22 protein-coding genes and 1 other annotated feature are annotated in these 22,600 nt (G+C 54.7%); of the genes, 14 read left to right on the top strand and 8 right to left on the bottom strand.

All coding sequences use genetic code 11. From position 1 onward, the window contains the following. Window positions 1-751: 751 nt before the first annotated feature. Window positions 752-3,181, top strand: coding sequence for a glucose/quinate/shikimate family membrane-bound PQQ-dependent dehydrogenase (locus SPE70_RS15590; RefSeq protein ID WP_064170344.1), 2,430 nt, complete (start codon window positions 752-754; stop codon window positions 3,179-3,181). A 275-nt stretch (window positions 3,182-3,456) separates the two neighbouring features. Here the strand turns inward: SPE70_RS15590 and SPE70_RS15585 are convergent, their stop codons facing one another. Continuing rightward, the gene (locus SPE70_RS15585; protein WP_008804420.1) at window positions 3,457-3,753 is read right to left on the bottom strand and encodes a YciI family protein; all 297 of its coding nucleotides are present in this window, start codon (window positions 3,751-3,753) and stop codon (window positions 3,457-3,459) included. Between the two features lie 210 nt (window positions 3,754-3,963). Here SPE70_RS15585 and tonB point away from each other — a divergent pair, with 210 nt between their 5' ends. Then, a complete protein-coding gene (gene tonB, locus SPE70_RS15580; protein WP_048268547.1) occupies window positions 3,964-4,716 on the top strand; it encodes a TonB system transport protein TonB in 753 nt (250 codons plus the stop codon). A gap of 41 nt (window positions 4,717-4,757) precedes the next feature. Here tonB and SPE70_RS15575 read toward each other — a convergent pair whose 3' ends face one another. From SPE70_RS15575 to pfkB, 3 genes are all read right to left on the bottom strand, one after another. Then, window positions 4,758-5,630 (bottom strand): fructosamine kinase family protein, encoded by an 873-nt coding sequence (locus SPE70_RS15575; protein ID WP_012541366.1) that lies wholly within the window; start codon window positions 5,628-5,630, stop codon window positions 4,758-4,760. A 105-nt stretch (window positions 5,631-5,735) separates the two neighbouring features. Continuing rightward, complete coding sequence (ghoS, locus tag SPE70_RS15570) at window positions 5,736-6,020, bottom strand: type V toxin-antitoxin system endoribonuclease antitoxin GhoS (RefSeq protein ID WP_008804429.1); 285 nt, start codon at window positions 6,018-6,020, stop codon at window positions 5,736-5,738. A gap of 92 nt (window positions 6,021-6,112) precedes the next feature. After that, on the bottom strand, window positions 6,113-7,045 hold the full coding sequence (gene pfkB / locus SPE70_RS15565) for a 6-phosphofructokinase II (RefSeq protein ID WP_064170343.1): 933 nt from the start codon (window positions 7,043-7,045) through the stop codon (window positions 6,113-6,115). A gap of 354 nt (window positions 7,046-7,399) precedes the next feature. On the opposite strand from pfkB, the gene SPE70_RS15560 reads away from it, so the two are divergent. The 10 genes from SPE70_RS15560 to ihfA all read left to right on the top strand — a co-directional run bounded on the left by SPE70_RS15560 (window position 7,400) and on the right by ihfA (window position 16,267). After that, window positions 7,400-8,158 (top strand): DUF481 domain-containing protein, encoded by a 759-nt coding sequence (locus tag SPE70_RS15560; RefSeq protein WP_064170342.1) that lies wholly within the window; start codon window positions 7,400-7,402, stop codon window positions 8,156-8,158. Between the two features lie 270 nt (window positions 8,159-8,428). Beyond that, window positions 8,429-8,662 (top strand): YdgH/BhsA/McbA family protein, encoded by a 234-nt coding sequence (locus SPE70_RS15555; protein WP_012541368.1) that lies wholly within the window; start codon window positions 8,429-8,431, stop codon window positions 8,660-8,662. A 432-nt stretch (window positions 8,663-9,094) separates the two neighbouring features. Continuing rightward, window positions 9,095-11,023: a threonine--tRNA ligase gene (gene thrS, locus SPE70_RS15550; RefSeq protein ID WP_008804433.1), complete on the top strand. Its 1,929-nt coding sequence runs from the start codon at window positions 9,095-9,097 to the stop codon at window positions 11,021-11,023. Between the two features lie 3 nt (window positions 11,024-11,026). Beyond that, window positions 11,027-11,569, top strand: a complete 543-nt coding sequence (gene infC, locus SPE70_RS15545; RefSeq protein ID WP_012967832.1) for a translation initiation factor IF-3 — start codon at window positions 11,027-11,029, stop codon at window positions 11,567-11,569. 96 nt (window positions 11,570-11,665) lie between these two features. Next, entirely contained in the window at window positions 11,666-11,863 is a 198-nt protein-coding gene (rpmI, locus tag SPE70_RS15540; protein WP_001124225.1) for a 50S ribosomal protein L35, read from the top strand. Window positions 11,864-11,913: 50 nt separating this feature from the next. Continuing rightward, window positions 11,914-12,270 carry a 50S ribosomal protein L20 gene (gene rplT, locus SPE70_RS15535; RefSeq protein WP_000124850.1) on the top strand — a complete coding sequence of 119 codons (357 nt, stop codon included), beginning with the start codon at window positions 11,914-11,916 and terminating at the stop codon, window positions 12,268-12,270. A 118-nt stretch (window positions 12,271-12,388) separates the two neighbouring features. Next, window positions 12,389-12,513: a sequence feature (Phe leader region), on the top strand. Further along, the gene (gene pheM / locus SPE70_RS15530) at window positions 12,394-12,438 is read left to right on the top strand and encodes a pheST operon leader peptide PheM (RefSeq protein ID WP_001386830.1); all 45 of its coding nucleotides are present in this window, start codon (window positions 12,394-12,396) and stop codon (window positions 12,436-12,438) included. (Overlaps the previous feature by 45 nt.) Before the next feature lie 63 nt (window positions 12,514-12,576). Further along, window positions 12,577-13,560 (top strand): phenylalanine--tRNA ligase subunit alpha, encoded by a 984-nt coding sequence (pheS, locus tag SPE70_RS15525; RefSeq protein ID WP_008804435.1) that lies wholly within the window; start codon window positions 12,577-12,579, stop codon window positions 13,558-13,560. Window positions 13,561-13,575: 15 nt separating this feature from the next. Beyond that, entirely contained in the window at window positions 13,576-15,963 is a 2,388-nt protein-coding gene (gene pheT, locus SPE70_RS15520; RefSeq protein ID WP_016161312.1) for a phenylalanine--tRNA ligase subunit beta, read from the top strand. A 4-nt stretch (window positions 15,964-15,967) separates the two neighbouring features. After that, complete coding sequence (gene ihfA / locus SPE70_RS15515; RefSeq protein ID WP_002909098.1) at window positions 15,968-16,267, top strand: integration host factor subunit alpha; 300 nt, start codon at window positions 15,968-15,970, stop codon at window positions 16,265-16,267. Between the two features lie 52 nt (window positions 16,268-16,319). On the opposite strand, the gene SPE70_RS15510 is transcribed toward ihfA, so the two are convergent. Genes SPE70_RS15510 through SPE70_RS15500 form a run of 3 tightly spaced genes read right to left on the bottom strand, consistent with a single transcriptional unit; the run spans window position 16,320 to window position 18,887 of the window. Next, window positions 16,320-16,673 carry a RidA family protein gene (locus SPE70_RS15510; protein WP_008804437.1) on the bottom strand — a complete coding sequence of 118 codons (354 nt, stop codon included), beginning with the start codon at window positions 16,671-16,673 and terminating at the stop codon, window positions 16,320-16,322. Further along, window positions 16,670-17,923 (bottom strand): D-amino acid dehydrogenase, encoded by a 1,254-nt coding sequence (locus SPE70_RS15505; protein ID WP_012541370.1) that lies wholly within the window; start codon window positions 17,921-17,923, stop codon window positions 16,670-16,672. Before SPE70_RS15505 ends, SPE70_RS15510 begins: the two co-directional genes overlap by 4 nt. A gap of 49 nt (window positions 17,924-17,972) precedes the next feature. Beyond that, window positions 17,973-18,887: an HTH-type transcriptional regulator AdmX gene (locus SPE70_RS15500; RefSeq protein WP_023340350.1), complete on the bottom strand. Its 915-nt coding sequence runs from the start codon at window positions 18,885-18,887 to the stop codon at window positions 17,973-17,975. 277 nt (window positions 18,888-19,164) lie between these two features. Here SPE70_RS15500 and SPE70_RS15495 point away from each other — a divergent pair, with 277 nt between their 5' ends. Both SPE70_RS15495 and btuC read left to right on the top strand, forming a co-directional pair. Next, window positions 19,165-20,598, top strand: coding sequence for a citrate transporter family protein (locus tag SPE70_RS15495; RefSeq protein WP_022065337.1), 1,434 nt, complete (start codon window positions 19,165-19,167; stop codon window positions 20,596-20,598). A 122-nt stretch (window positions 20,599-20,720) separates the two neighbouring features. Next, the gene (gene btuC, locus SPE70_RS15490; RefSeq protein WP_012541372.1) at window positions 20,721-21,707 is read left to right on the top strand and encodes a vitamin B12 ABC transporter permease BtuC; all 987 of its coding nucleotides are present in this window, start codon (window positions 20,721-20,723) and stop codon (window positions 21,705-21,707) included. A 36-nt stretch (window positions 21,708-21,743) separates the two neighbouring features. Here the strand turns inward: btuC and SPE70_RS15485 are convergent, their stop codons facing one another. Continuing rightward, window positions 21,744-22,544: a MetQ/NlpA family ABC transporter substrate-binding protein gene (locus SPE70_RS15485; protein ID WP_002909085.1), complete on the bottom strand. Its 801-nt coding sequence runs from the start codon at window positions 22,542-22,544 to the stop codon at window positions 21,744-21,746. Window positions 22,545-22,600 lie beyond the last annotated feature (56 nt).

The raw sequence follows: 22,600 nt of genomic DNA, 5'->3' as shown, positions 1-22,600 counted from the left end.
AAGGGTAGCTTAAAAAGAGGGAAGTCTTATTGAAAACATTTGTTATTCCCTTTCAAAATTTTTAATCAAGCACGAATAACCCTACAGTAACGCAGCGTGAACTTTACGCAAGGCAATTAATAGAAGTTAAAAAATGATCATCGGCAATTTTAACCTGACGGTGAGATTTTTATTGGGCCATGTCAGTATATTGTGTGTGGTTATATCATTGCGGGGTTATTTTCCGGGGGAGAGAAATCACCGCGAGCCTGAATGCAGGAAGGTTGTTTAAGACCGGTTCAGTACCTTGCGAAAACCGGACATTAATCCCCGTTTATTCCATGGCTTAATATCGGCAGGGAGAAATTACCCGCATCAACATGCTTATCCAGTCAATGTAAAAAAAGAGCAATAACCATAAATTAGGCATTTATCCAATCTAATGTCGATGTGAAATAAATAAATGTCGATATATTATTCTGTGTTATTTATTTGTTGTAGTCATTTCTTTTTAATTCTTCCTGGCGTTTTTTTAGCTTTATCACAATAGTGTCGAGCAAAAAACAATCAATAAATAAATAAAATACAAGATCTTACATAACGGACTTACACAATTTATTAACAATTAAATATAATTCCCGACATCGATGTTTTATCGCCATTTTCTATCCCGGCATTATGCTTCATTTATGCCGTTTGGCTTACTGCGGGGAAAACATCGATAGTTAAATAAGAAATAGTTTTATTTCATGGTGTTATCAGGAGAGTTATTATGTCAGATACGAATCCCCGCTCATCCGGCTGGTTAGGCCTGTGGTGCCTGCTGGTCGGCGTGATACTGCTTGCGACAGGCCTGTTCTTTGTCATCGGCGGTTATAAACTGGTTTCCCTGGGGGGAAGCTGGTATTTCCTTATTGCCGGGGTTATTACCCTGCTCGCCGCGATTCAGTTTTTCCGCCGCAGGTCGTCCGCGGTGTGGCTGTTTGCTCTGGTATTCGTGGGTACCCTGATTTGGGCACTGTTTGATGCCGGCTTCGACTTCTGGCCGCTCGTTTCCCGTTTGATGGTACCCGCCGGGTTGATGCTGCTGGCGGCGGCCACCTGGCCTGCGCTACGTAAGCATGAAGGAAAGCCTTACAGCACCAAAGGGGCATGGGGGGTCTGCGTTGTTCTGGTTATCGCCATGGGCGTCACCTTTGTTCAGATGTTTCAGCCCCATCCCACAGTGGCGTTCAGCGGCGAGAAATTACCGCTGGTGCCGGTAAAAGAAGACGCTAAACAGCAAAACTGGGACCACTACGGTAATACTGCCGGCGGTAGCCGCTTTGTGGCGTTGGACCAGATCACGCGTGACAATGTAAAAAACCTGAAACCCGTCTGGACCTTCCATACTGGCGACACCCCGTTAAGCCCGGATGGCAATGGCGCAGAAGATCAGCAAACACCGCTGCAGGTAGGCGATCGTGTTTTCCTCTGTACCCCGCATAACAATGTGATCGCCGTCGATGCCGATAGTGGAAAAGAGATCTGGAGAACGGAAATTAATGCGAAATCCGCCATCTGGATGCGCTGCCGAGGCCTGGCGTATTTTGATGCGACGAAGCCACTGACGCAGCCCACTGTGGCAGGCTCCACACCGGTTCTGCCGGCACAGGTCGCGCCAGGTGCAGCATGCCAGCGTCGCATCCTGATGAATACGATTGATGACAGATTGATCGCCTTAGACGCAGATAACGGCCAATTCTGCCCGGACTTCGGGACGAACGGCAGCGTGAATCTGCGAGAAGGGATGGGCGCAGCGGCAGATCCAAGCTATGTGTTGACTTCAGCCCCGACGCTGGCTGGCACCACGGTGGTGGTTGGAGGCCGCGTGGCGGATAACGTCAGTACTGACATGCCTGGCGGCGTGGTGCGCGGTTATGACGTGATTACCGGCCAGCAGCGCTGGGCATTTGATCCGCGTAATCCGGATCCCAATCATGTTCTGCAACCGGGGGAACATTACAAACGCAGTTCCGCTAACTCCTGGGCGCCCATGTCCTGGGATGCGTCGATGAATACCCTCTTTATTCCGATGGGGAGCTCCTCTGTTGACCTGTGGGGCGCGGACCGTATTCAGGGCGATCACAAATACGCCACTTCAATCCTGGCGCTGGATGCGACCACCGGGAAAGAGAAGTGGGTATACAAGACCGTGCGTAACGATCTGTGGGACTTCGATGTCCCGATGCAGCCAAGCCTGGTCGATTTCCCGACCAAAGAGGGCAACAAACCCGCCGTGGTGGTGGGGACCAAAGCGGGTCAAATCTATGTACTTGATCGCCTGACGGGTCAACCGCTTACCGAAGTGAAAGAGGTCCCGGTGAAACCGGCTGATATCCCAAATGAACAATATCCGGCGACGCAGCCGCGCTCTGTTGGGATGCCGCAGATTGGGGCGGAAACCCTGAAAGAATCTGATATGTGGGGGGCAACGCCGTTTGATCAGCTGGTCTGTCGTATCAGCTTCAAATCGATGCGTTATGACGGGCTGTACACCATGCCGGGGACCGATGTTTCCCTCAGCTTCCCGGGCTCTTTGGGAGGAATGAACTGGGGCAGCCTGTCTACCGATCCGAACAACCACTATATCTTCGTCAATGATATGCGTCTGGGTCTGTGGGTGCAGTTGATTAAGCAGGACCCACAAAGCGCGGTGGCTAACACCGGTGGTGAAGCGGTGAACGCCGGGATGGGGGCGGTCCCGATGAAAGGAACACCGTACTCGGTCAACAAAAACCGTTTCATGTCGCCGCTGGGGATCCCATGTCAGAAACCGCCGTTTGGTACGCTGTCCGCGATTGACCTGAAAACACAGAAAATCGTCTGGCAGGTGCCGGTCGGTACCGTCCAGGATACCGGTCCGTTTGGCATAAAAATGCGTGCTCAGATGCCGATCGGTATGCCGACGCTGGGTGGAACCCTGGCAACTCAGGGCGGCCTGGTGTTCATTGCCGGAACCCAGGACTATTACCTGCGCGCCTTCGATTCATCTACGGGTGAAGAAGTCTGGAAAGCCCGTCTTCCGGTAGGAAGCCAGGGGGGACCCATCAGCTATGTTTCGCCGAAGACCGGCAAACAATACATTTTGATTTCCGCCGGTGGAGCCCGCCAGTCGCCGGATCGCGGTGACTACGTGATTGCCTATGCGCTCGATAAGTAACAGATAATTGGATCAGCGATAACGATCAGAGGCCCCCGCCGGACAGCGGGGGCTTTTCATATTAATGCATGGATGGTGAGGCATTGCGTTAGGCGACGATGTTGAGGCAGGAGAGGGGATCTGACCCTGTACAGGACATGTCAGTGAGAGAACAGCCAAATTTTTCGCGTGATGGAAAAGGGCGACATTTTAATGTTGTGTACCAAAATGCGCCCTTTAATCTGATGGCCTGGTGTCTTTTTATGGCTAACCAGAAAAATAGCAGGGAATATTTATCAAAACACTTTCTTATAAGGCTTAACAGAGACCTGGCGGTAGACGCCAGCCGCAATATACGGATCATCATTGGCCCAGGACTGCGCCGCTTCCAGCGACTCAAACTCGGCAATCACCGTTGAGCCGCTGAACCCTGCTGCGCCCGGTTCGTTGCTGTCAACGGCCGGCATTGGCCCGGCGGTAAGCAGCCGGCCTTCATCGTGTAAGAGTTGCAGACGCGCGAGATGCGCAGGGCGAACCGAGAGCCGCTTTTCCAGAGAATCGGCGATATCTTCAGCGTAGATAACGTAAAGCACGGCAAAGCTCCTTATCAATAATCAGGCGAATTACGTTAAGTTAAACCGCCCTGGACTGCAATGCAAAGATGCATACCGGTGTCGAATGCGCTGCCGACGCGGCTTTTTTCTGCAAATGGTGGCAAAAATTGACTCAGGTTAAGATGCCTTATTGAATATGATTGCTATTTGCATTTAAAATCGGAGCATCATTTTTCAACAGAAACGACTATGAGCGCAATGACTCTTGATTTACCTCGCCGCTTCCCGTGGCCAACGCTGCTGTCCGTGGCTATCCACGGTGCCGTTGTGGCGGGGCTGCTTTATACCTCGGTACATCAGGTTATTGAACAGCCTTCTCCGACGCAGCCGATTGAGATTACGATGGTCGCGCCGGCCGATCTTGAACCGCCCCCGGCGGCACAGCCAGTCGTGGAGCCCGTTGTCGAACCTGATCCTGAGCCGGAACCCGAGGTGGTGCCTGAACCGCCGAAAGAAGCGCCGGTGGTGATCCATAAACCGGAACCGAAGCCGAAGCCTAAACCCAAACCCAAACCGAAACCCAAGCCGGAGAAAAAGGTTGAGCAGCCGAAGCGGGACGTGAAGCCGGCAGCAGAGCCGCGTCCGGCCTCGCCGTTTGAAAACAACAACACGACGCCAGCGCGCACCGCGCCAAGCACCTCGACCGCGGCCGCCAAACCCACCGTTACTGCCCCGAGCGGCCCGCGGGCGATCAGCCGTGTCCAGCCGACCTATCCGGCCCGCGCCCAGGCGCTGCGCATCGAAGGGACGGTACGGGTGAAGTTTGACGTGACGCCAGATGGCCGAATCGACAACCTACAGATCCTCTCTGCCCAGCCGGCCAATATGTTTGAGCGCGAAGTGAAAAGCGCGATGCGCAGATGGCGTTACGAGCAGGCAAGACCGGGAACCGGCGTGACGATGACTATCAAATTCCGTCTGAGTGGGGTCGAGATCAACTGATAATGCGTTGCGGCGGACCAGGGGTCCGCCGTGAGTCTTGTCTAACGCGTTTTTTCCGTCAATACATCGTCCAGCGCCTGCTGGACCGTCACCAGGTGCTGGCCACCAAACAAAATCGCCCGGTTCAGCAGGGTGTACAGCTGATAGATGGGCTGACGATCGAGAAAACCTGCTGGCAGCGGTGAAACGGACTGGTAGCCGTCATAGATCTGCGGCGGTTGTTCCGGGTGCATCGGCAGCATGGCTAAATCGCACTCGCGATCGCCCCAGTAGCAGGCCGGATCGAAGATATAGGGGCCATCTGGTCCTAAGGCGCAGTTACCGGACCACAGGTCACCATGGAGCAGTGAAGGTTGCGGCTGATGGTTGGCCAGCCGCTGCTGAACCACATCGACTAAGGTATCGATATCGCCAAAGTGCAGCCCTTTCTCCGCCGCCAGCTCCAGTTGCCAGCCGATACGCTGCTCGGCAAAGAACACCGACCAGCGACGCTGCCAGGCGTTGGGCTGCGGCGTGGTGGAAAGATCGTTGTCGAAATCCAGACCAAACTGCGGCTGATCGCTCCACTGGTGCAGATGCGCTAACTGCTGGCCGAGCAGGAAGGCATTATGCGCATCCAGCGGACGGGGAGGGAGGTATTCCATGACCACAAAACTGTAGTCACGGTCGCTGCCGACCGCATAGACCTGCGGCACGCGAACGGTTTTGCTTCGCGACAGCAGTTCCAGCTGATCGGCCTCGGCGGTGAAGATGGGCAGAAGCTCACGTTCGTCGCATTTCACGAAGTAATCTTTCCCGCCGAAGCGTAAATGCCAGGCCGAATGGATTTCCCCACCGGGCAGCTCGGTTTTCAGTTCGATTTCAGCGTTTTCGGAATGCCAATCGCGTAAAAGTGTACTGATTGCTTGCCACATGCTGTCTCTCCCCATGTTTTCCACCATATCATAAGGTTAGCGCACTGCTACCGGGTAAACCTGGAACTGACGCACAACTGACGCTTTCCGTTGCGTTAAACGCACTTATTGAGCTTTTAACCACTCGGCGAATGTGCTGACCGTAATCTCTGCCGGGCGGCCCAGAGCCGATTCCGCCAGCCCTGCGCTGAGGGCCTTAACTTCATCAGCATCCTGGGCGCTGAGCAGGCCAAAAGTGTTGGTCCCCAGCTCATGGGGATTGCCGTCTTCATCATTGAGCGTCAGTACGAACCCGGCGCGGGTAAAGTGGTTGCTGACCTCGTTGATCTCCGTCAGCGCCTGTTCGTGAAAGGTGACGCTGACGACCCAGGCGGTTATCTCATTGCTCATCTCTACACCCCATTGTTATCCATAGCCTTTCCAGCATAGACCATCCAGCCAATATCGTGGCTCCCTCCGCCAGCGCGGAGGGGCAGGGAAGATCAGCGACCGCAGAGATAATCGTAGATTTTTTGCGTATTGGCCTGCGAGCAGAGACGGGTGCCCTGATTGATTGTCGCGGCGCTACCGGCAGCGACGCCAAAGCGAACCATATCTTCCAGCCCGGCGTTTTCCGCCAGACGCAGGGTAATGGCGCCCACCATGCTGTCGCCGGCGCCGACGGTGCTCTGGCTTTTCATCGGCGGCGGCACCACCTGAACGCTGCCGCTGGCGTCAACGCCTAACGCCCCCTGCGGCCCGAGCGAAACCACCACCCGGCGTACTTTACCGGACTGGATCAACGACTGGGCGGCAAGGCGTACGTCATCGGGTTGGCTCAGATCGCGCTGTACGAGGGCGCTGAGCTCTTTCTGGTTCGGCTTCACCAGCTCAATATTGCCTACGTCCAGCGCCGCAGCCAGCGCGTCGCCGGAGCTGTCGATAATGCAGCGCAGTCCCTGCTGTTGCGCATTTTTCACCAGTTGCATCAGGTTTTCGACGCTGATACCTGGCGGCAGGCTGCCGCTTACCACCAGCAGTGAGCCGGGTTCGATAGTCAGGACTTTCTCTTCCAGCCGACGGAACTCATCATCCGTCAACGCTGCGCCGGGCATGACAAAGCGATATTGTTCGCCGCTGGCGGCCACGTGAACGTGCAGGTTTTGCCGCGTCCAGTCTCGGGTTTCGACGGTCTCGACCGGCACCTGCTCATCGGCCAGCAGGGCTGCTAAGTGCTCGCCGGTGGCGCCGCCAACCGGGAAAATGGCGGTGGCTTTGCCGCCAAGAAAGGTCACGGCACGGGCAACGTTGATCCCGCCGCCGCCGGGCTCAAATACCGGCGCGCTGCAGCGGAGTTTACCTTCGGGATAAATCTGCGGGGTCTGCGTGGCGCTATCCAGCGAGGGGGCCAGCGTTAACGTATAAATTTTGGTCATTCCTTCTCCTCCTTAATACGGCGACTGTACTTTATTTAAGCATGGCACGATGACTCCGGGAGGGAAAGTGATGTTCCTGCGAGATTTGCAAAGAAGCCTGTATTTTCATTATGAAATAAAGATTGTTTCCGGAGCTGTCTTATTCAAAAAACGAAAGAGTAAGTGATTGCTATGTTATTCGTGCTTTTTTATAATTTGCTACCTTTCTTAGGACCTGCACACCGCGATCCTCGCGAAAGTTTCCGGGACCCTCAGGTCTCTTTTATGTTGTACGGACGCTAAATTCAATGAGCGGGTAAGTTGTGCCTGTTCATCATTTGTACTGTCCTAAAAAATGTATTTTAGAGAGTTATAATGAAGCTTTTAAAGACAGTACCCGCAGCGGTTATGCTGGCGGGGGGGCTTTTTGCGTCTGTTGGCGCAATGGCCGATGATTCTGTATTTACCGTCATGGATGACCCTTCCGCTGCTAAAAAACCTTTCGAAGGTGTGGTTAACGCAGGCTACCTGGCGCAGTCCGGCAACACCAAAAACTCCTCGATGACGGCAGATTCCACCTTGACCTGGTATGGTAATACCACTGCCTGGTCGCTGTGGGGGAACGCCAGCAACACTTCTTCCAACGATGAGCGATCCTCAGAAAAATATGCTTTCGGTGGGCGTAGTCGCTATAACCTGACCGATATGAACTATATTTTTGGTCAGGGGAGCTGGCTGACCGACCGCTATAATGGCTATCAGCAGCGTGATGTCCTGACGGCGGGTTATGGTCGTCAGATCCTCAACGGTCCGGTACACAGCTTACGGTTTGAATTCGGTCCTGGCGTTCGCTATGACGAGTTTACCGATGGAGATACCGACACTCAGCCGCTGGGTTACGCCTCCGGCACCTGGGCCTGGCAGATGACCGATAACGCCAAATTTACGCAAGGGGTCTCGGTGTTTGGCGCTGAGGACACCACCGTCAACTCTGAGAGCGCGTTAAACGTGGCGATTAACGCCCATTTCGCGCTGAAGGTCGCCTACAACGTGACCTGGAACTCGGCACCGCCTTCCTCTGCGCCGGAGCATACCGATCGCCGGACGTCGCTGTCCCTTGGGTATAAAATGTAATATTTTCAGGCCGGGTTTCCCCGGCCTGTTCGTTTTAAATTTAGCAATGAGTGCCATTATTTTTTCTGGCCTTTCGTTTTAGTTTTTATAAAAAGAAATAGCCCTCCATCTTTTCTCCATTATTCCCGGTTTGTTGACAAATATTCATTCTATTTGACACGAAAAGCTAAATATTCGACGGACAAATATGTGATCTGGATCTATAATGATATGCACTGACCGAGCGGAGAAATCGCGCGGTCTGTCTTCCGTAATAAGAGAATGAATATCATGAAAAACACTTCATTTACCATCGCAGCCCTGGCGCTGTGCGTGCTTTCTTTTGGCGCATCCGCTGCCACGCCCGTTCCGCCATCAGGCAACCAGGACCATACTCAGGTTGGCATCGCCAAAGCGACTGACGTTGAGGCTGGCTCGAATATCGCCCCCGGTTCCCGGACCACCGGACAATCCATGAGCGATGCCTTTAATGTGCATACGCTGGTGGCCGGCGAGTGGTCATAATATACCAGACCTTTATTTCGCCGTACGTCAATTAAGCCGGGTGAAGCGGTACCGGTTTAACGCGCTGCGTTAAAGATTAAGTATGCAATATCATTGCGTCTCTTCTATCACGTCCGAATAATATTATCCGGCTTTGCCGGGGATTATTCTTGCCTGCAGTAGCAGGATATTCGTCTTTTTATCTCAATCTCTCTTGTTTTCTCCACATTCCGCCATCATTTATACGCTTGCGGCTTTAATCACGTACCAATGATGTGTAAACTACTCCCTGGTGTTATCAGCAGGCGGTGGCAGGCGGGAACGGTCTATCCGGTCGTCCTCCTATTTTCGCAGAGTGAAGCGGGAACTGCGCCTTAACCTGATGATAATTATGATTATATAGTTTTGTATGTGCTCTTTCGTGTGGGGCACCACTGCAAATAAGGACATAAAATGCCTGTAATTACGCTTCCTGATGGCAGTCAACGCCATTTTGACCACGCTGTTAGCCCCATGGATGTTGCGCTGGATATCGGTCCAGGCCTGGCGAAAGCCACCATTGCCGGGCGGGTAAACGGTGAACTGGTAGACGCCTGCGACCCGATCGAAACCGATTCCACTCTCTCTATTATCACTGCGAAAGATGAAGAAGGGCTGGAGATCATTCGTCACTCCTGTGCGCACCTGTTAGGCCATGCCATTAAACAGCTGTGGCCCAACACCAAAATGGCTATCGGTCCGGTTGTTGATAATGGCTTCTACTATGACGTAGACCTCGACCACACCCTGACTCAGGAAGATATCGACGCGCTCGAAAAACGTATGCATGAGCTCGCCGAGAAAAACTACGATGTCATCAAGAAGAAAGTCAGCTGGCACGAAGCGCGTGAAACCTTCGTGAAGCGCGGCGAAACCTATAAAGTTTCTATTCTTGACGAAAACATTGCTCATGATGATAAGCCGGGTCTGTATCATCATGAAGAATATATCGATATGTGCCGCGGCCCGCACGTACCGAATATGCGCTTCTGTCATCACTTCAAGCTGATGAAAACCGCCGGTGCCTACTGGCGCGGCGACAGCAACAATAAAATGTTGCAGCGTATCTACGGTACCGCGTGGGCAGATAAAAAAGCGCTGAATGCCTATCTGCAGCGTCTTGAAGAAGCCGCCAAGCGTGACCACCGTAAAATTGGCAAGCAGCTTGACCTGTATCATATGCAGGAAGAGGCGCCGGGGATGGTGTTCTGGCACAACGACGGCTGGACTATCTTCCGTGAACTGGAAACCTTTGTTCGTTCTAAACTGAAAGAGTACCAGTATCAGGAAGTCAAAGGTCCGTTCATGATGGACCGTGTCCTGTGGGAAAAAACCGGCCACTGGGACAACTATAAAGATGCGATGTTCACCACCTCTTCTGAGAACCGTGAATACTGCATCAAGCCGATGAACTGCCCGGGCCACGTGCAGATCTTCAACCAGGGATTGAAATCCTACCGCGATCTGCCGCTGCGTATGGCGGAATTCGGTAGCTGCCACCGTAACGAACCGTCTGGCGCGCTGCACGGTCTGATGCGCGTTCGCGGCTTTACCCAGGATGATGCGCATATCTTCTGTACTGAAGATCAGGTTCGCGATGAAGTGAACGCCTGTATTCGTATGGTCTACGATATGTACAGCACCTTTGGCTTCGAGAAGATCGTCGTCAAACTGTCAACTCGCCCGGAAAAACGTATCGGTAGCGATGAGACCTGGGATCGCGCGGAAGCGGATCTGGCGGTGGCGCTGGAAGAAAATAACATCCCATTTGAGTATCAACTGGGCGAAGGGGCGTTCTACGGCCCGAAAATTGAATTTACCCTGTATGACTGCCTCGATCGCGCATGGCAGTGCGGAACGGTACAGCTGGACTTCTCTCTGCCGCAGCGTTTAAGCGCCTCCTATGTGGGCGAAAACAACGAGCGTCAGGTACCGGTCATGATTCACCGTGCGATTCTCGGTTCCCTGGAGCGCTTCATTGGCATCCTGACCGAAGAGTTCGCTGGCTTCTTCCCAACCTGGATTGCACCAGTGCAGGTAGTGGTCATGAATATTACCGATTCTCAGGCTGAATACGTTAACGAATTGACGCGTAAACTACAAAATGCGGGCATTCGTGTAAAAGCAGACTTGAGAAATGAGAAGATTGGCTTTAAAATCCGCGAGCACACTTTACGTCGTGTCCCGTATATGTTGGTCTGTGGCGACAAAGAAGTCGAAGCCGGCAAAGTGGCCGTGCGCACCCGTCGCGGGAAAGACCTCGGCAGCATGGACGTAAGTGAAGTGATTGAGAAGCTGCAACAAGAGATTCGCAGCCGCAGTCTTCAACAACTGGAGGAATAAGGTATTAAAGGCGGAAAACGAGTTCAAACGGCACGTCCGAATCGTATCAATGGCGAGATTCGCGCCCTGGAAGTTCGCTTGACAGGTCTGGAAGGCGAAGCTTTGGGTATTGTGAGTCTGAGAGAAGCTCTCGAAAAGGCTGAAGAGGCCGGAGTAGATTTAGTTGAAATCAGCCCTAACGCCGAACCGCCAGTTTGTCGTATCATGGACTACGGCAAGTTCCTTTATGAAAAGAGTAAGTCTTCTAAGGAACAGAAGAAAAAGCAAAAAGTTATCCAGGTTAAGGAAATTAAATTCCGTCCTGGGACCGATGATGGTGATTACCAGGTAAAACTCCGCAGCCTGGTTCGCTTTCTCGAAGATGGCGATAAGGCTAAGATCACACTGCGTTTCCGCGGTCGTGAGATGGCCCACCAGCAGATCGGTATGGAAGTGCTTACGCGCGTCCGTGACGATCTGAGTGAACTGGCAGTAGTCGAATCCTTCCCTACGAAGATCGAAGGCCGCCAGATGATCATGGTGCTCGCTCCTAAGAAGAAACAGTAAGGCCTTCAAGTAGCGATGTCAGTGGAGCCTTAGGGCTTCACTGATGTTGTTCGCCTATGTTTCGTTTATTAACAATGCGAAGTGGAAGTTATTAAGATGCCAAAAATTAAGACCGTACGCGGTGCTGCTAAGCGCTTCAAAAAAACCGGTAAAGGTGGTTTTAAGCACAAGCACGCTAACCTGCGTCACATTCTGACTAAAAAAGCTACCAAGCGTAAACGTCACCTGCGTCCGAAAGCCATGGTTTCCAAAGGCGATCTGGGCCTGGTTATCGCGTGCCTGCCGTACGCATAAGTCGTTAACGTTTAACTTTTTTAACTTAGAATAGATACAGGAGAGCACACATGGCTCGCGTAAAACGTGGTGTAATTGCACGTGCACGTCACAAGAAAATTTTGAAACAAGCTAAAGGCTACTACGGTGCGCGTTCTCGCGTATACCGCGTTGCCTTCCAGGCTGTTATCAAAGCTGGTCAGTACGCTTACCGTGACCGTCGTCAACGTAAACGTCAGTTCCGTCAACTGTGGATTGCACGTATCAACGCAGCAGCACGTCAGAACGGTATTTCTTACAGCAAATTCATCAATGGCCTGAAAAAAGCCTCTGTTGAAATCGACCGTAAGATCCTGGCTGACATCGCCGTATTCGACAAAGTAGCGTTCACCGCTCTGGTCGAAAAAGCGAAAGCAGCTCTGGCATAAGCCAGTTGAAAGAGGGAGCTTGTCTCCCTCTTTTCGTTTCAACACCATCAATACATTGACTTTTATCGGCGCAGGCTTTTCAATACAGGTCTGACGTTTCTTACCAGACAAGGTAATGCAAGCATGAATGCTGCTATTTTCCGCTTCTTTTTTTACTTTAGCACCTGAACTCAGGAGGCTAGCGCGTGAAAGAAGAAACGGAAAACAGCGCCAGAAAGCCTCCCCTGTGGAGGCTTTTTTCGTATATGGATTCGGGATATTTATTTCACTATAACCGGTGTCTGCACCGACATAATGAGGAAAACCATGTCACATCTCGCAGAGCTGGTTGCCAGTGCCAAGGCAGCCATTAACGAGGCATCAGATGTTGCTGCGCTGGACAACGTCCGCGTGGAATACCTGGGTAAAAAAGGGCATCTGACCCTGCAAATGACCACCCTGCGTGAGTTACCGCCGGAAGAGCGTCCGGCAGCCGGCGCGGTCATCAACGAAGCGAAAGAGCAGGTGCAGCAGGCGCTGAACGCGCGCAAAGCTGATCTGGAAGGCGCAGCGCTGAATGCGCGTCTGGCCGCAGAGACCATTGACGTCTCGCTGCCGGGACGCCGCATTGAAAATGGCGGCCTGCATCCGGTCACTCGCACCATCGACCGTATTGAAAGTTTCTTCGGTGAGCTCGGCTTTACCGTGGCGACTGGCCCGGAAATCGAAGATGATTACCACAACTTCGATGCGCTGAATATTCCGGGTCATCATCCGGCGCGCGCTGACCACGACACTTTCTGGTTCGATGCCACTCGCCTGCTGCGTACGCAGACCTCCGGCGTGCAGATCCGCACCATGGAAAACCAGCAGCCGCCCATCCGCATTATCGCGCCGGGCCGCGTCTATCGTAACGACTACGACCAGACCCATACCCCGATGTTCCACCAGATGGAAGGTCTGATTGTTGATAAAAACATCAGCTTCACCAACCTGAAAGGGACGCTGCACGACTTCCTGAACAACTTCTTTGAAGAAGACCTGCAGGTGCGCTTCCGTCCGTCCTACTTCCCGTTCACCGAGCCGTCCGCAGAAGTTGACGTGATGGGTAAAAACGGCAAATGGCTGGAAGTGCTGGGCTGCGGGATGGTACACCCGAACGTGCTGCGTAACGTCGGTATCGATCCGGAAGTTTACTCCGGCTTCGCCTTCGGTATGGGGATGGAGCGTCTGACCATGCTGCGTTATGGCGTGACCGATCTGCGCGCGTTCTTCGAAAACGATCTGCGTTTCCTCAAACAGTTTAAATAAGGGCAGGACAGAACAATGAAATTCAGTGAACTGTGGTTACGCGAGTGGGTTAACCCGGCGATCGACAGCGAAGCGCTTTCCGATCAGATCACCATGGCGGGCCTCGAGGTCGACGGCGTTGAGCCGGTTGCCGGCAGCTTCAACGGCGTAGTGGTCGGTGAAGTGGTGGAGTGCGGCCAGCATCCAAATGCTGACAAACTGCGCGTCACCAAAGTCAACGTGGGCGGTGAACGCCTGCTGGACATCGTCTGCGGCGCGCCAAACTGCCGTCAGGGGCTGAAAGTCGCCGTGGCGACCATCGGCGCCGTGCTGCCGGGCGATTTTAAAATTAAAGCGGCGAAGCTGCGCGGCGAACCGTCAGAAGGGATGCTGTGCTCTTTCTCCGAGCTGGGTATTTCCGACGACCATAGCGGTATCATCGAACTGCCGGCGGATGCGCCGATCGGCACTGATATTCGTGAATACCTCAAGCTTGACGATAACACTATCGAAATCAGCGTCACGCCAAACCGTGCCGACTGCCTGGGTATCATCGGCGTGGCGCGCGATGTCGCTGTGCTGAACAAAGCGCCGCTGAACGCGCCGGAAATTACGCCGGTTGCCGCGACCATTGACGACGTGCTGCCGATTCAGGTTGACGCGCCGCAGGCGTGCCCGCGCTATCTGGGCCGCGTGGTGAAAGGCATCAACGTCAAAGCGCCGACCCCGCTGTGGATGAAAGAGAAGCTGCGCCGCTGCGGGATCCGCTCCATCGACGCGGTGGTTGACGTGACTAACTATGTCCTGCTTGAGCTGGGCCAGCCGATGCACGCCTTTGACCGCGACCGTATCGAAGGCGGGATCGTGGTGCGCATGGCGAAAGAGGGTGAAACCCTGGTGCTGCTCGATGGCTCTGAAGCGAAGCTCGACAGTGACACCCTGGTTATTGCTGACCATAACAAAGCGCTGGCGATGGGCGGGATCTTCGGCGGGGAACACTCCGGCGTTAACGACGAAACCCAGAACGTGCTGCTGGAATGCGCGTTCTTCAGCCCGCTGTCCATTACCGGCCGCGCGCGCCGTCATGGCCTGCACACCGATGCCTCTCATCGCTATGAGCGCGGCGTCGATCCGGCGCTGCAGTATAAAGCGCTGGAGCGTGCCACGCGTCTGCTGATCGACCTCTGCGGCGGTGAAGCTGGCCCGGTGATCGACGTGACAAACGAAGAGACCTTGCCAAAACGCGCCACCATTACCCTGCGTCGTAGCAAACTGGATCGCCTGATTGGCCACCATATCGATGACGCGCAGGTCACCGACATTCTGCAGCGCCTCGGCTGCGAAGTGACGGTGGGTCAGGACGAATGGCAGGCAGTCGCCCCGAGCTGGCGTTTCGACATGGAGATCGAAGAAGATCTGGTCGAAGAAGTGGCTCGCGTTTATGGCTACAACAACATTCCTGATGCGCCAGTACAGGCGGGTCTGATCATGGGTACCCATCGTGAAGCCGACCTGTCGCTGAAGCGCGTAAAAACGCTGCTGAACGACAAAGGCTATCAGGAAGTGATCACCTACAGCTTTGTTGACCCGAAAATCCAGCAGCTGATCCACGCCGGGGAAGAGGCGCTGATCCTGCCAAGCCCGATCTCCAGCGAAATGTCGGCGATGCGTCTGTCGCTGTGGACCGGCCTGCTGGGTACCGTGGTCTACAACCAGAACCGTCAGCAGAGCCGCGTGCGCATCTTTGAGAGTGGCCTGCGCTTCGTGCCGGATACTCAGGCGCCGCTGGGCATTCGTCAGGATGTGATGCTGGCCGGGGCGATCTGCGGTAACCGCTACGAAGAGCACTGGACGCTGGCGAAAGAGACGGTCGATTTCTATGATCTGAAGGGCGATCTGGAATCCGTACTGGATTTAACCGGTAAATTGGCCGACATCGAGTTCCGTGGCGAAGCGATCGCCGCGCTGCATCCAGGCCAATCCGCAGCGATTTATCTTAAAGGTGAACGCATTGGTTTCATTGGGGTTGTTCATCCGGAACTGGAACGTAAACTGGATCTGAACGGTCGCACTCTGGTGTTCGAACTGGAGTGGGACAAGCTCGCAGACCGCGTGGTGCCTCAGGCGCGCGATATTTCCCGCTTCCCGGCGAACCGTCGCGACATCGCGGTACTGGTCGCGGAAAACGTGGCTGCTGCCGATGTTTTAGCCGAATGTAAGAAAGTTGGCGTAAATCAGGTAGTTGGCGTAAACTTATTTGACGTGTACCGTGGTAAAGGTGTGGCGGAAGGGTATAAGAGCCTTGCGATTAGCCTGATCCTGCAGGATACCAGCCGTACACTCGAAGAAGAGGAGATTGCCGCTACCGTTGCCAGATGTGTAGAGGCATTAAAAGAGCGATTCCAGGCATCATTGAGGGATTGAACCTATGGCGCTTACAAAAGCTGAAATGTCAGAATATCTGTTTGATAAGCTTGGGCTTAGCAAGCGGGATGCCAAAGAACTGGTCGAGTTGTTTTTCGAAGAGATCCGTCGTGCTCTGGAAAACGGAGAACAGGTCAAACTCTCCGGGTTCGGCAACTTCGATTTGCGGGATAAAAACCAACGCCCGGGACGTAACCCGAAGACGGGGGAGGATATTCCCATTACAGCCCGGCGCGTGGTGACCTTCAGACCCGGTCAGAAACTGAAAAGCCGTGTCGAAAACGCGTCGCCGAAAGACAAATAATCTGAACTAATTAAAAAGGCCGCATTGCGGCCTTTTTCTTTTCTATACGTCCTTACGCTTTGACGGCGGTGAGCATGATCTCCACCAGGATATCCGGTCGCGCCATCTCCGCCTGTACTGCTGCTCGCGCCGGGCTCTGGCCTTCCGGCATCCACTGTACCCACACGTCATTGAATGCGACAAAATCACGTTCGATATCTTTCAGCCAGATCTGCGCGGAGAGAATTTGGCGCTTATCGCTCCCGGCAGCCGCCAACAGGGCATCGATCTTCTCCAGCACTTCACGGGTTTGTAAAACGATATCGTCTTCGCTGCTTTTTGGCGTCTGCCCGGAGAGGAACAACAGATTGCCATACGCAACGCTGGCGGAAAGGCGAGGTTGTGGATTATTGCGAATAATGGTCATGCGGTTTGTTTCCATGTGAGACCTTCTAAAGAAATAGTGGGTGCCTGATTGTCGATTAACGCGCCCAGCACCACCGCGCTGCCGGCGGCGAGGGTAAAGCCGAGACTACCCTGGCCGAGGTTCATCCACAGATTGGGGTATCCGGCGCGACCCAGCATCGGCGGGCCTGCTGGTGTTGACGGGCGCATGCCGGTCCAGGCTTCGGCCTTGTCCAGCCCTTCGAGTTCGGGAAAGCTGCGGGCGACGATGTTTTTCAGCGCCTGAATGCGGCTCTCGCGCAGTTGGTCGCCGTCGTAGCCGATGTCCACCATCGCCGCGATGCGCAGTTGTTGGCCAAGGCGGGCATAAACGATTTTGTGCCCGTAGTCGGTGACGCTGATGTCAGGGGCAATACCTGCTTTTTCAGGATAGGGCAGGGTCAGGCTGTACCCCTTCAGGGCGCACAGCGGCACGCGAACTCCCAGATGCCCAAGCAGAGGACCACTGCCGTTACCGGCGGCAACGACATAATCATCGCCGGTGATGGTTCCCCGGTTGGTCTCCAGGGCGATGATGCGTCCGCCGCGCTTATTGAGCCGCTGCACCTCACAGTGCGTCAGCAGGCTAAAGTCGTTGCTGGCATTGAGCTTGTCGAGCAGGGCAAGGCAGAACTGATGGCAATCTGCCGTTTCATCGCCCGGCGAATAAATCCCGCCCTGCAGCGAAGGGCTGATATGTCTGAGTGCCGGCTCCAGTTGCAGACAGGCGTCAGCATTCAGCGCTTGTTGATACTGAGGATCTATCCCTTTTGCCGCTTTATTAAAATCATATTCGCGGCGATGGATAATTAATTTACCGCTGCGCCGCCAGTGAAAATCGGCAAGATTATCCTCATCCAGCCACGACTGCATGACCTGACGGCTGAGCAACGACAGGCGCAAAATATGATCGCCGTTCATTTTATTGGTCTGGCTATTACAGGCACGCAGGAACTGCAGCAGCCAGCGCCACTGCTGGAAAGACATCTTAAGACGCATATTCAGCGGCGAATCGGCTTTGCCCATCCATTTAATCCCTTGCAGGGGAACGCCGCTATCGGCAAGGGGGGCAACGTAGCGATAACTTAATTGTCCGCCGTTAGCAAAACTGGTGGCACTGCCCGGTTCAGCATTGCGCTCCAGTAATTGCACCTGATGGCCGCGCTTAATCAGTTCCCAGGCCGTGGCCAGACCGACCACGCCGCCGCCGATAATGACAATGCGTTTGTTCATAACCCGATATATCCACCGCTAATCAATTTATCGGGTTATGTCAAAGCATTTACCCCAGCGGCGCAATTGACTTTTTATGGTCAGGGTATAACCGCAGGTTAATCTCCTTGAGTTGCTGGCGCAGACGCTGGCAGAGAAAATCGACGAACTTTTGCGCCATTGGACTCAGCGAAACATCGGCCCGGCGCAGCAGGCAGAGGTTGATGGCAATCGGCGGCGTAATGGGGTGGATCATCTCTGGAGCCAGGTTGTGCTGGGCGGAAAAGATATCTGTGATGCTGCAGCCCATGCCGCGCTTCACGAACTCGGTAGCCATATAGTAGGTCTGAACGTTAAGCCGGGTGGTGGAAAAGTCGCGACGGGTGGCGATGGCGGCAGAGAGCGAGTGCGGCCCTGGCGAGATCCAGCGCTGCTGGTCGATCTGGCCGATGTCCACCGCCCCCTGACGATAATGACGGTCGATGTACACCAGCGGTACTTCGGCAATCAGGGTGGTCAGGATCTCTCCCTGCTGCACCGGCTGTAGCGTCAGCGCCAAATCTATCTCGCGCAAATCCAGTTTTCTGACCAGCGTCTCGGTGTGCTCGGTGGTGAGCGTCATCACCAGGTTGCTGTTTTGCTGATAAAAGTCGGTCACCAGCTCTGGCACCAGGCTTAATCCCAGACTCGGCAGGCAGCCTAAGGTGATTTTGGCGCGCGGATCGCGGGCCAGATTGTCGGCCAACAGGCGCAGGTTATCGAGGTCCTGATAAATGCTCTGCGCTTTTTCGAAAAGTGTGATCGCCTCGCTGGTCGGCAGCAGCTTGCCGCGCACCCGCTGAAAGAGGGTAAAACCCAGTTTCATCTCGGCGCTTTTTAGCGCTTTGCTGGCCGCTGGCTGAGAGATATTCAGCGCTTCCGCCGCCCGTGACAGCGAGCCGCAGGTCATTACGGCGTGAAAGATTTCCAGATGACGCAGTTTCATGAACAGTTAACTCAGGGTTATAGCCTACCGATAAAAAGTCATTATCCACTAACACAAAGTTAACATAAATTTAATCTCCAATCAGCGCTCCGGTTACATATTGTGCTGTAGACCCCGCCTGATGGCGGAATATTACGCTCTCAGAATCTATTCCTTTGTACCCAAACGCACCCTCAGGCTCGCGGCCAATAATGAAAAAGAGGGGGGATGTTTTCTGAGCAGGTCCCAATACACCTCCTGACCCTTACGGTCGGATTGATTGGCATTAAGGAGTGTTATGAGTGACTCAACGCTCACAGGCAATGCGCCTGTCAGACGAAATATCACGCGGAAAAACGTTATTACTGGTCTGTTATTGCTGCTGTTCGTGTTGATCGCGCTGTGGTGCCACGGTCGACCGGGCAGTGAGCTTGGCCTGCTGGGATTTACGCCGCTGGTGGCACTAGCGATATTATCGCTGATCGGCGTTGATATTGTGCTGGCGGTGATCTCCTCGATTATTATCGCCATGATAATGACCTCGACCGGCCTGCCGGAAATGGGCACGATGCTGGCGAAATCCACCGGGTCATTTATCGCCACGGTAGGGCTTATCATTATGCTCGGCGCCGGCGTGGGGGAAGTGGCCACCCGCACCGGCGCAGCGGTTGAGCTGGTGAAATTCGTGGTTCATCGTATTGGGCTGTCGAGCCAGACGCGGGTTAAGTTCGGCATTGTGGTGTCATCGATTTTAATTTGTGGTTCGCTGGGCACCATGGCCGGTGGTAACGCCATTATCGTGGCCGTGATCATTCCGGTGGCGGCAGCGGTACGCTTAACGCCGCCGACGGTCGCCGCGCTGATGATGACCGCCGGCTCCGTTGGGCTCTTTACCGGGCCCTTCACCCCCAGCACCGTGACAATCCTCAGCCTCGGCGGGTTGAGCTATCCGGATTATCTGCTGTACGTCGGTCTGCCGATGAGTGCGGTGACGCTGCTGGCCGGCTGGATAATGGCGGGGCGGATCCAGAAGATGACTGAAGGCAAACTGCGCTATGACGTCGATCTTTCGGAGAAGCCAAAAGAGGATCTCAGCGCCGCGCAGCAGCGTCGGCGTAAATTAAGCGCGCTGGCCTTCGCCGCGACGATCATTGTGATGGCGGTGGTTGGCGTGGTGATCAAAGCTGGCTTCAGCTTTGCGATTATCGTGATGCTGCTGGTGGCGCTGATGACCGGGCTGGTAGGCGGCCTGCGACCGACGCAGATCCTGCAGGCGCTGTATCACGGCTGCGGCCGTCTGGTGTGGATGTTTATCCTCTACTGGCTGTATAACCCAATCCTTGAACTGATGGATGGTCTGCATGCCTATCAGGGGCTGCTGGAGTATACCCAACCGCTGCTCGAGGGGATCTCCCCGGCCTGGCTGTGCTTTAGCATCTTTGCGTTCAATATTATCGGCCATGTGCCCGGTGCGGCGGTGGCGCAAATGACGTTTACCCATAAAATCTTTGGCCCGATGCTGATGGCCGCCGGCGTGCCGCCGCAGGGGACCACCGCGGTGCTGCTCGCCTCGTCTCAGGTGGACTGGTTCGGTCCGTTTCCCTCATCGGACATGTTCGGCCAGATGGGGCTGGCGCAGTCCACGCATCTGAAATATATGCTCTATAACGGCTGGGCAATCGTGGTGGCGAATATCATTCTCTTTGCGCTGCTGTTTCAGATCCTGGTGTAACGAATGACCGCAGACGCGGGGGAGGCCTCCTCCGCGTCGACATTCGGGCGCGAGGTTTTCCTTTTCTCACCGCGACACCCACCGTAAAATCAGCCTCTTGTTCCCACTGCGTAATGGAATCTATGCTGACTCTCGCCCATCTTCAACAGCGCCGCAGCCGGCGTTGGCTCTTTGGATTAACGCTGTTGCTCCTGGTTACGCTACTGATCAGCCTGTGCGCGGGCGATCAATGGATCCCGCCTGGGGAATGGCTGAGCGCGAAAGGCCAGTTGTTCATCTGGCAGATCCGCCTGCCGCGAACCCTGGCGGTGGTGCTGGTGGGGGCGGCGCTGGCGCTCTCCGGGGCGATTATGCAGGCGCTGTTTGAAAATCCGCTGGCGGAGCCGGGTCTGCTGGGCGTCTCCAACGGGGCGGGCGTCGGGCTGATTGCCGCCGTCCTGCTGGGCAAAGGAGTCTTGCCCGGCTGGGCGCTCGGGCTGTGCGCGATCCTCGGCGCGCTGCTGATCACCTTTATTTTGCTGCGTTTTGCCCGCCGCCATCTCTCTACCAGCCGTCTGCTGCTGGCGGGGGTGGCGCTGGGGATCATCTGCAGCGCCCTGATGACCTGGGCGGTCTACTTCTCCACCTCTTTTGACCTGCGTCAGCTGATGTACTGGATGATGGGCGGGTTTGGCGGCGTCGACTGGCAGCAGCTGTGGCTGATGATAGCCCTCCTGCCGGTGCTTTGCTGGGTTTGTCTGCAGTCGCAACCCCTGAATTTACTGGCGCTGGGTGAGATCTCCGCTCGTCAGCTTGGGCTGCCGCTGTGGCTATGGCGCAAGCTGCTGGTGGTGGCGACCGGCTGGTTGGTCGGCGTTAGCGTCGCGCTGGCGGGGGCAATTGGCTTTATCGGCCTGGTGATCCCGCACATTCTGCGGCTATGCGGTTTAAGCGATCACCGGGTGTTGCTCCCGGCCTGCATGCTGGCCGGGGCGAGCGCCTTGCTGGGGGCGGATATCATTGCCCGACTGGCGCTTTCCGCCGCAGAGCTGCCGATTGGCGTGGTGACGGCGACGCTGGGCGCGCCGGTCTTTATCTGGTTGCTGCTGCGTTCGCGGGGGCGGGGATAGCGCGGCGCCGTCGGCAGGGACGGCGCCGGTTCAGGCTTACCAGCCTTTGATCGCGTCGCCTTTGTAGACTTCCTTCGCTTTTTCCGCGACTTCGCTGGTCTGGAAGGCGGCTTTCAGCTCCTGAATTTTCTTGCTGTCCTTATTATCCTCGCGGGCGACAATCGCATTCACGTAAGGAGAATCCGGCCCCTCCATAAACAGACCGTCGCGGGCGGCCGACAGGCCCGCCTGGGCGGAGAAGTTGGTGTTAATGATTGACAAGCTAACGTTCGGATCATCAAGGGTACGGGTCAGCTGTGGGGTATCCACTTCAACAATTTTCAGCTGTTTCGGGTTGTCGATGATATCCAGCGTGGTCGGTAAATAGCCGACGCCCGGCTTCAGCTTGAGTAACCCCTGCGCCTGGAGCAGCAGCAGGCTGCGGCCCAGGGTGGTGGTTTCATTAGAAATGGTCACCGTCGCCCCTTCGGGCAGTTCGCTGATGTTTTTGATCCGGTGAGAATAGGCGGCGATAGGGAAGACAAAGGTTTTACCGACCACCGCAAATTTATAGCCGCGCTCTTTCGACTGCGCCTCAAGGTACGGCAGGGTCTGGAAGGCGTTGGCATCCACATCTTTGTTGTTCAGTGCTTCGTTGGGCAGCACATAATCATTGAAGGAGACCACTTCGACGTCGAGATGATATTTATCCTTCGCCACCTGCTCCACCACTTTCCAGATGGCTTCGTCCGGCCCGGTATTGATAGCGACTTTCACTTTATTATCTTCATCCGGAGAGCAGGCGCTCAGCAGGGCGACAGAGGTGGCGATTAACGCCAGGCTAAACAACTTCTTCATCAATAAAACTCTCTTAAATTAACAAGTAACGAAACCATATTACATTACCGGGACAC

The sequence above is a fragment of the Klebsiella sp. ZJOU C1 genome (assembly GCF_035620215.1).
Lineage (GTDB): Bacteria > Pseudomonadota > Gammaproteobacteria > Enterobacterales > Enterobacteriaceae > Klebsiella > Klebsiella variicola.
The sequence above is the reverse complement of the archived record's forward strand: the minus strand, read 5'-3'. Positions and strand labels throughout refer to the sequence as shown.

What these genes read in the sequence shown, in the direction of transcription:
- SPE70_RS15590 (WP_064170344.1), top strand. Translation starts at nt 752, where the DNA reads ATGTCAGATACGAATCCCCGCTCATCCGGCTGGTTAGGCCTGTGGTGC.
- tonB (WP_048268547.1), top strand. Translation starts at nt 3,964, where the DNA reads ATGAGCGCAATGACTCTTGATTTACCTCGCCGCTTCCCGTGGCCAACG.
- SPE70_RS15575 (WP_012541366.1), bottom strand. Translation starts at nt 5,630, where the DNA reads ATGTGGCAAGCAATCAGTACACTTTTACGCGATTGGCATTCCGAAAAC.
- ghoS (WP_008804429.1), bottom strand. Translation starts at nt 6,020, where the DNA reads ATGAGCAATGAGATAACCGCCTGGGTCGTCAGCGTCACCTTTCACGAA.
- pfkB (WP_064170343.1), bottom strand. Translation starts at nt 7,045, where the DNA reads ATGACCAAAATTTATACGTTAACGCTGGCCCCCTCGCTGGATAGCGCC.
- SPE70_RS15560 (WP_064170342.1), top strand. Translation starts at nt 7,400, where the DNA reads ATGAAGCTTTTAAAGACAGTACCCGCAGCGGTTATGCTGGCGGGGGGG.
- SPE70_RS15555 (WP_012541368.1), top strand. Translation starts at nt 8,429, where the DNA reads ATGAAAAACACTTCATTTACCATCGCAGCCCTGGCGCTGTGCGTGCTT.
- thrS (WP_008804433.1), top strand. Translation starts at nt 9,095, where the DNA reads ATGCCTGTAATTACGCTTCCTGATGGCAGTCAACGCCATTTTGACCAC.
- rpmI (WP_001124225.1), top strand. Translation starts at nt 11,666, where the DNA reads ATGCCAAAAATTAAGACCGTACGCGGTGCTGCTAAGCGCTTCAAAAAA.
- rplT (WP_000124850.1), top strand. Translation starts at nt 11,914, where the DNA reads ATGGCTCGCGTAAAACGTGGTGTAATTGCACGTGCACGTCACAAGAAA.
- pheS (WP_008804435.1), top strand. Translation starts at nt 12,577, where the DNA reads ATGTCACATCTCGCAGAGCTGGTTGCCAGTGCCAAGGCAGCCATTAAC.
- pheT (WP_016161312.1), top strand. Translation starts at nt 13,576, where the DNA reads ATGAAATTCAGTGAACTGTGGTTACGCGAGTGGGTTAACCCGGCGATC.
- ihfA (WP_002909098.1), top strand. Translation starts at nt 15,968, where the DNA reads ATGGCGCTTACAAAAGCTGAAATGTCAGAATATCTGTTTGATAAGCTT.
- SPE70_RS15510 (WP_008804437.1), bottom strand. Translation starts at nt 16,673, where the DNA reads ATGACCATTATTCGCAATAATCCACAACCTCGCCTTTCCGCCAGCGTT.
- SPE70_RS15505 (WP_012541370.1), bottom strand. Translation starts at nt 17,923, where the DNA reads ATGAACAAACGCATTGTCATTATCGGCGGCGGCGTGGTCGGTCTGGCC.
- SPE70_RS15500 (WP_023340350.1), bottom strand. Translation starts at nt 18,887, where the DNA reads ATGAAACTGCGTCATCTGGAAATCTTTCACGCCGTAATGACCTGCGGC.
- SPE70_RS15495 (WP_022065337.1), top strand. Translation starts at nt 19,165, where the DNA reads ATGAGTGACTCAACGCTCACAGGCAATGCGCCTGTCAGACGAAATATC.
- btuC (WP_012541372.1), top strand. Translation starts at nt 20,721, where the DNA reads ATGCTGACTCTCGCCCATCTTCAACAGCGCCGCAGCCGGCGTTGGCTC.
- SPE70_RS15485 (WP_002909085.1), bottom strand. Translation starts at nt 22,544, where the DNA reads ATGAAGAAGTTGTTTAGCCTGGCGTTAATCGCCACCTCTGTCGCCCTG.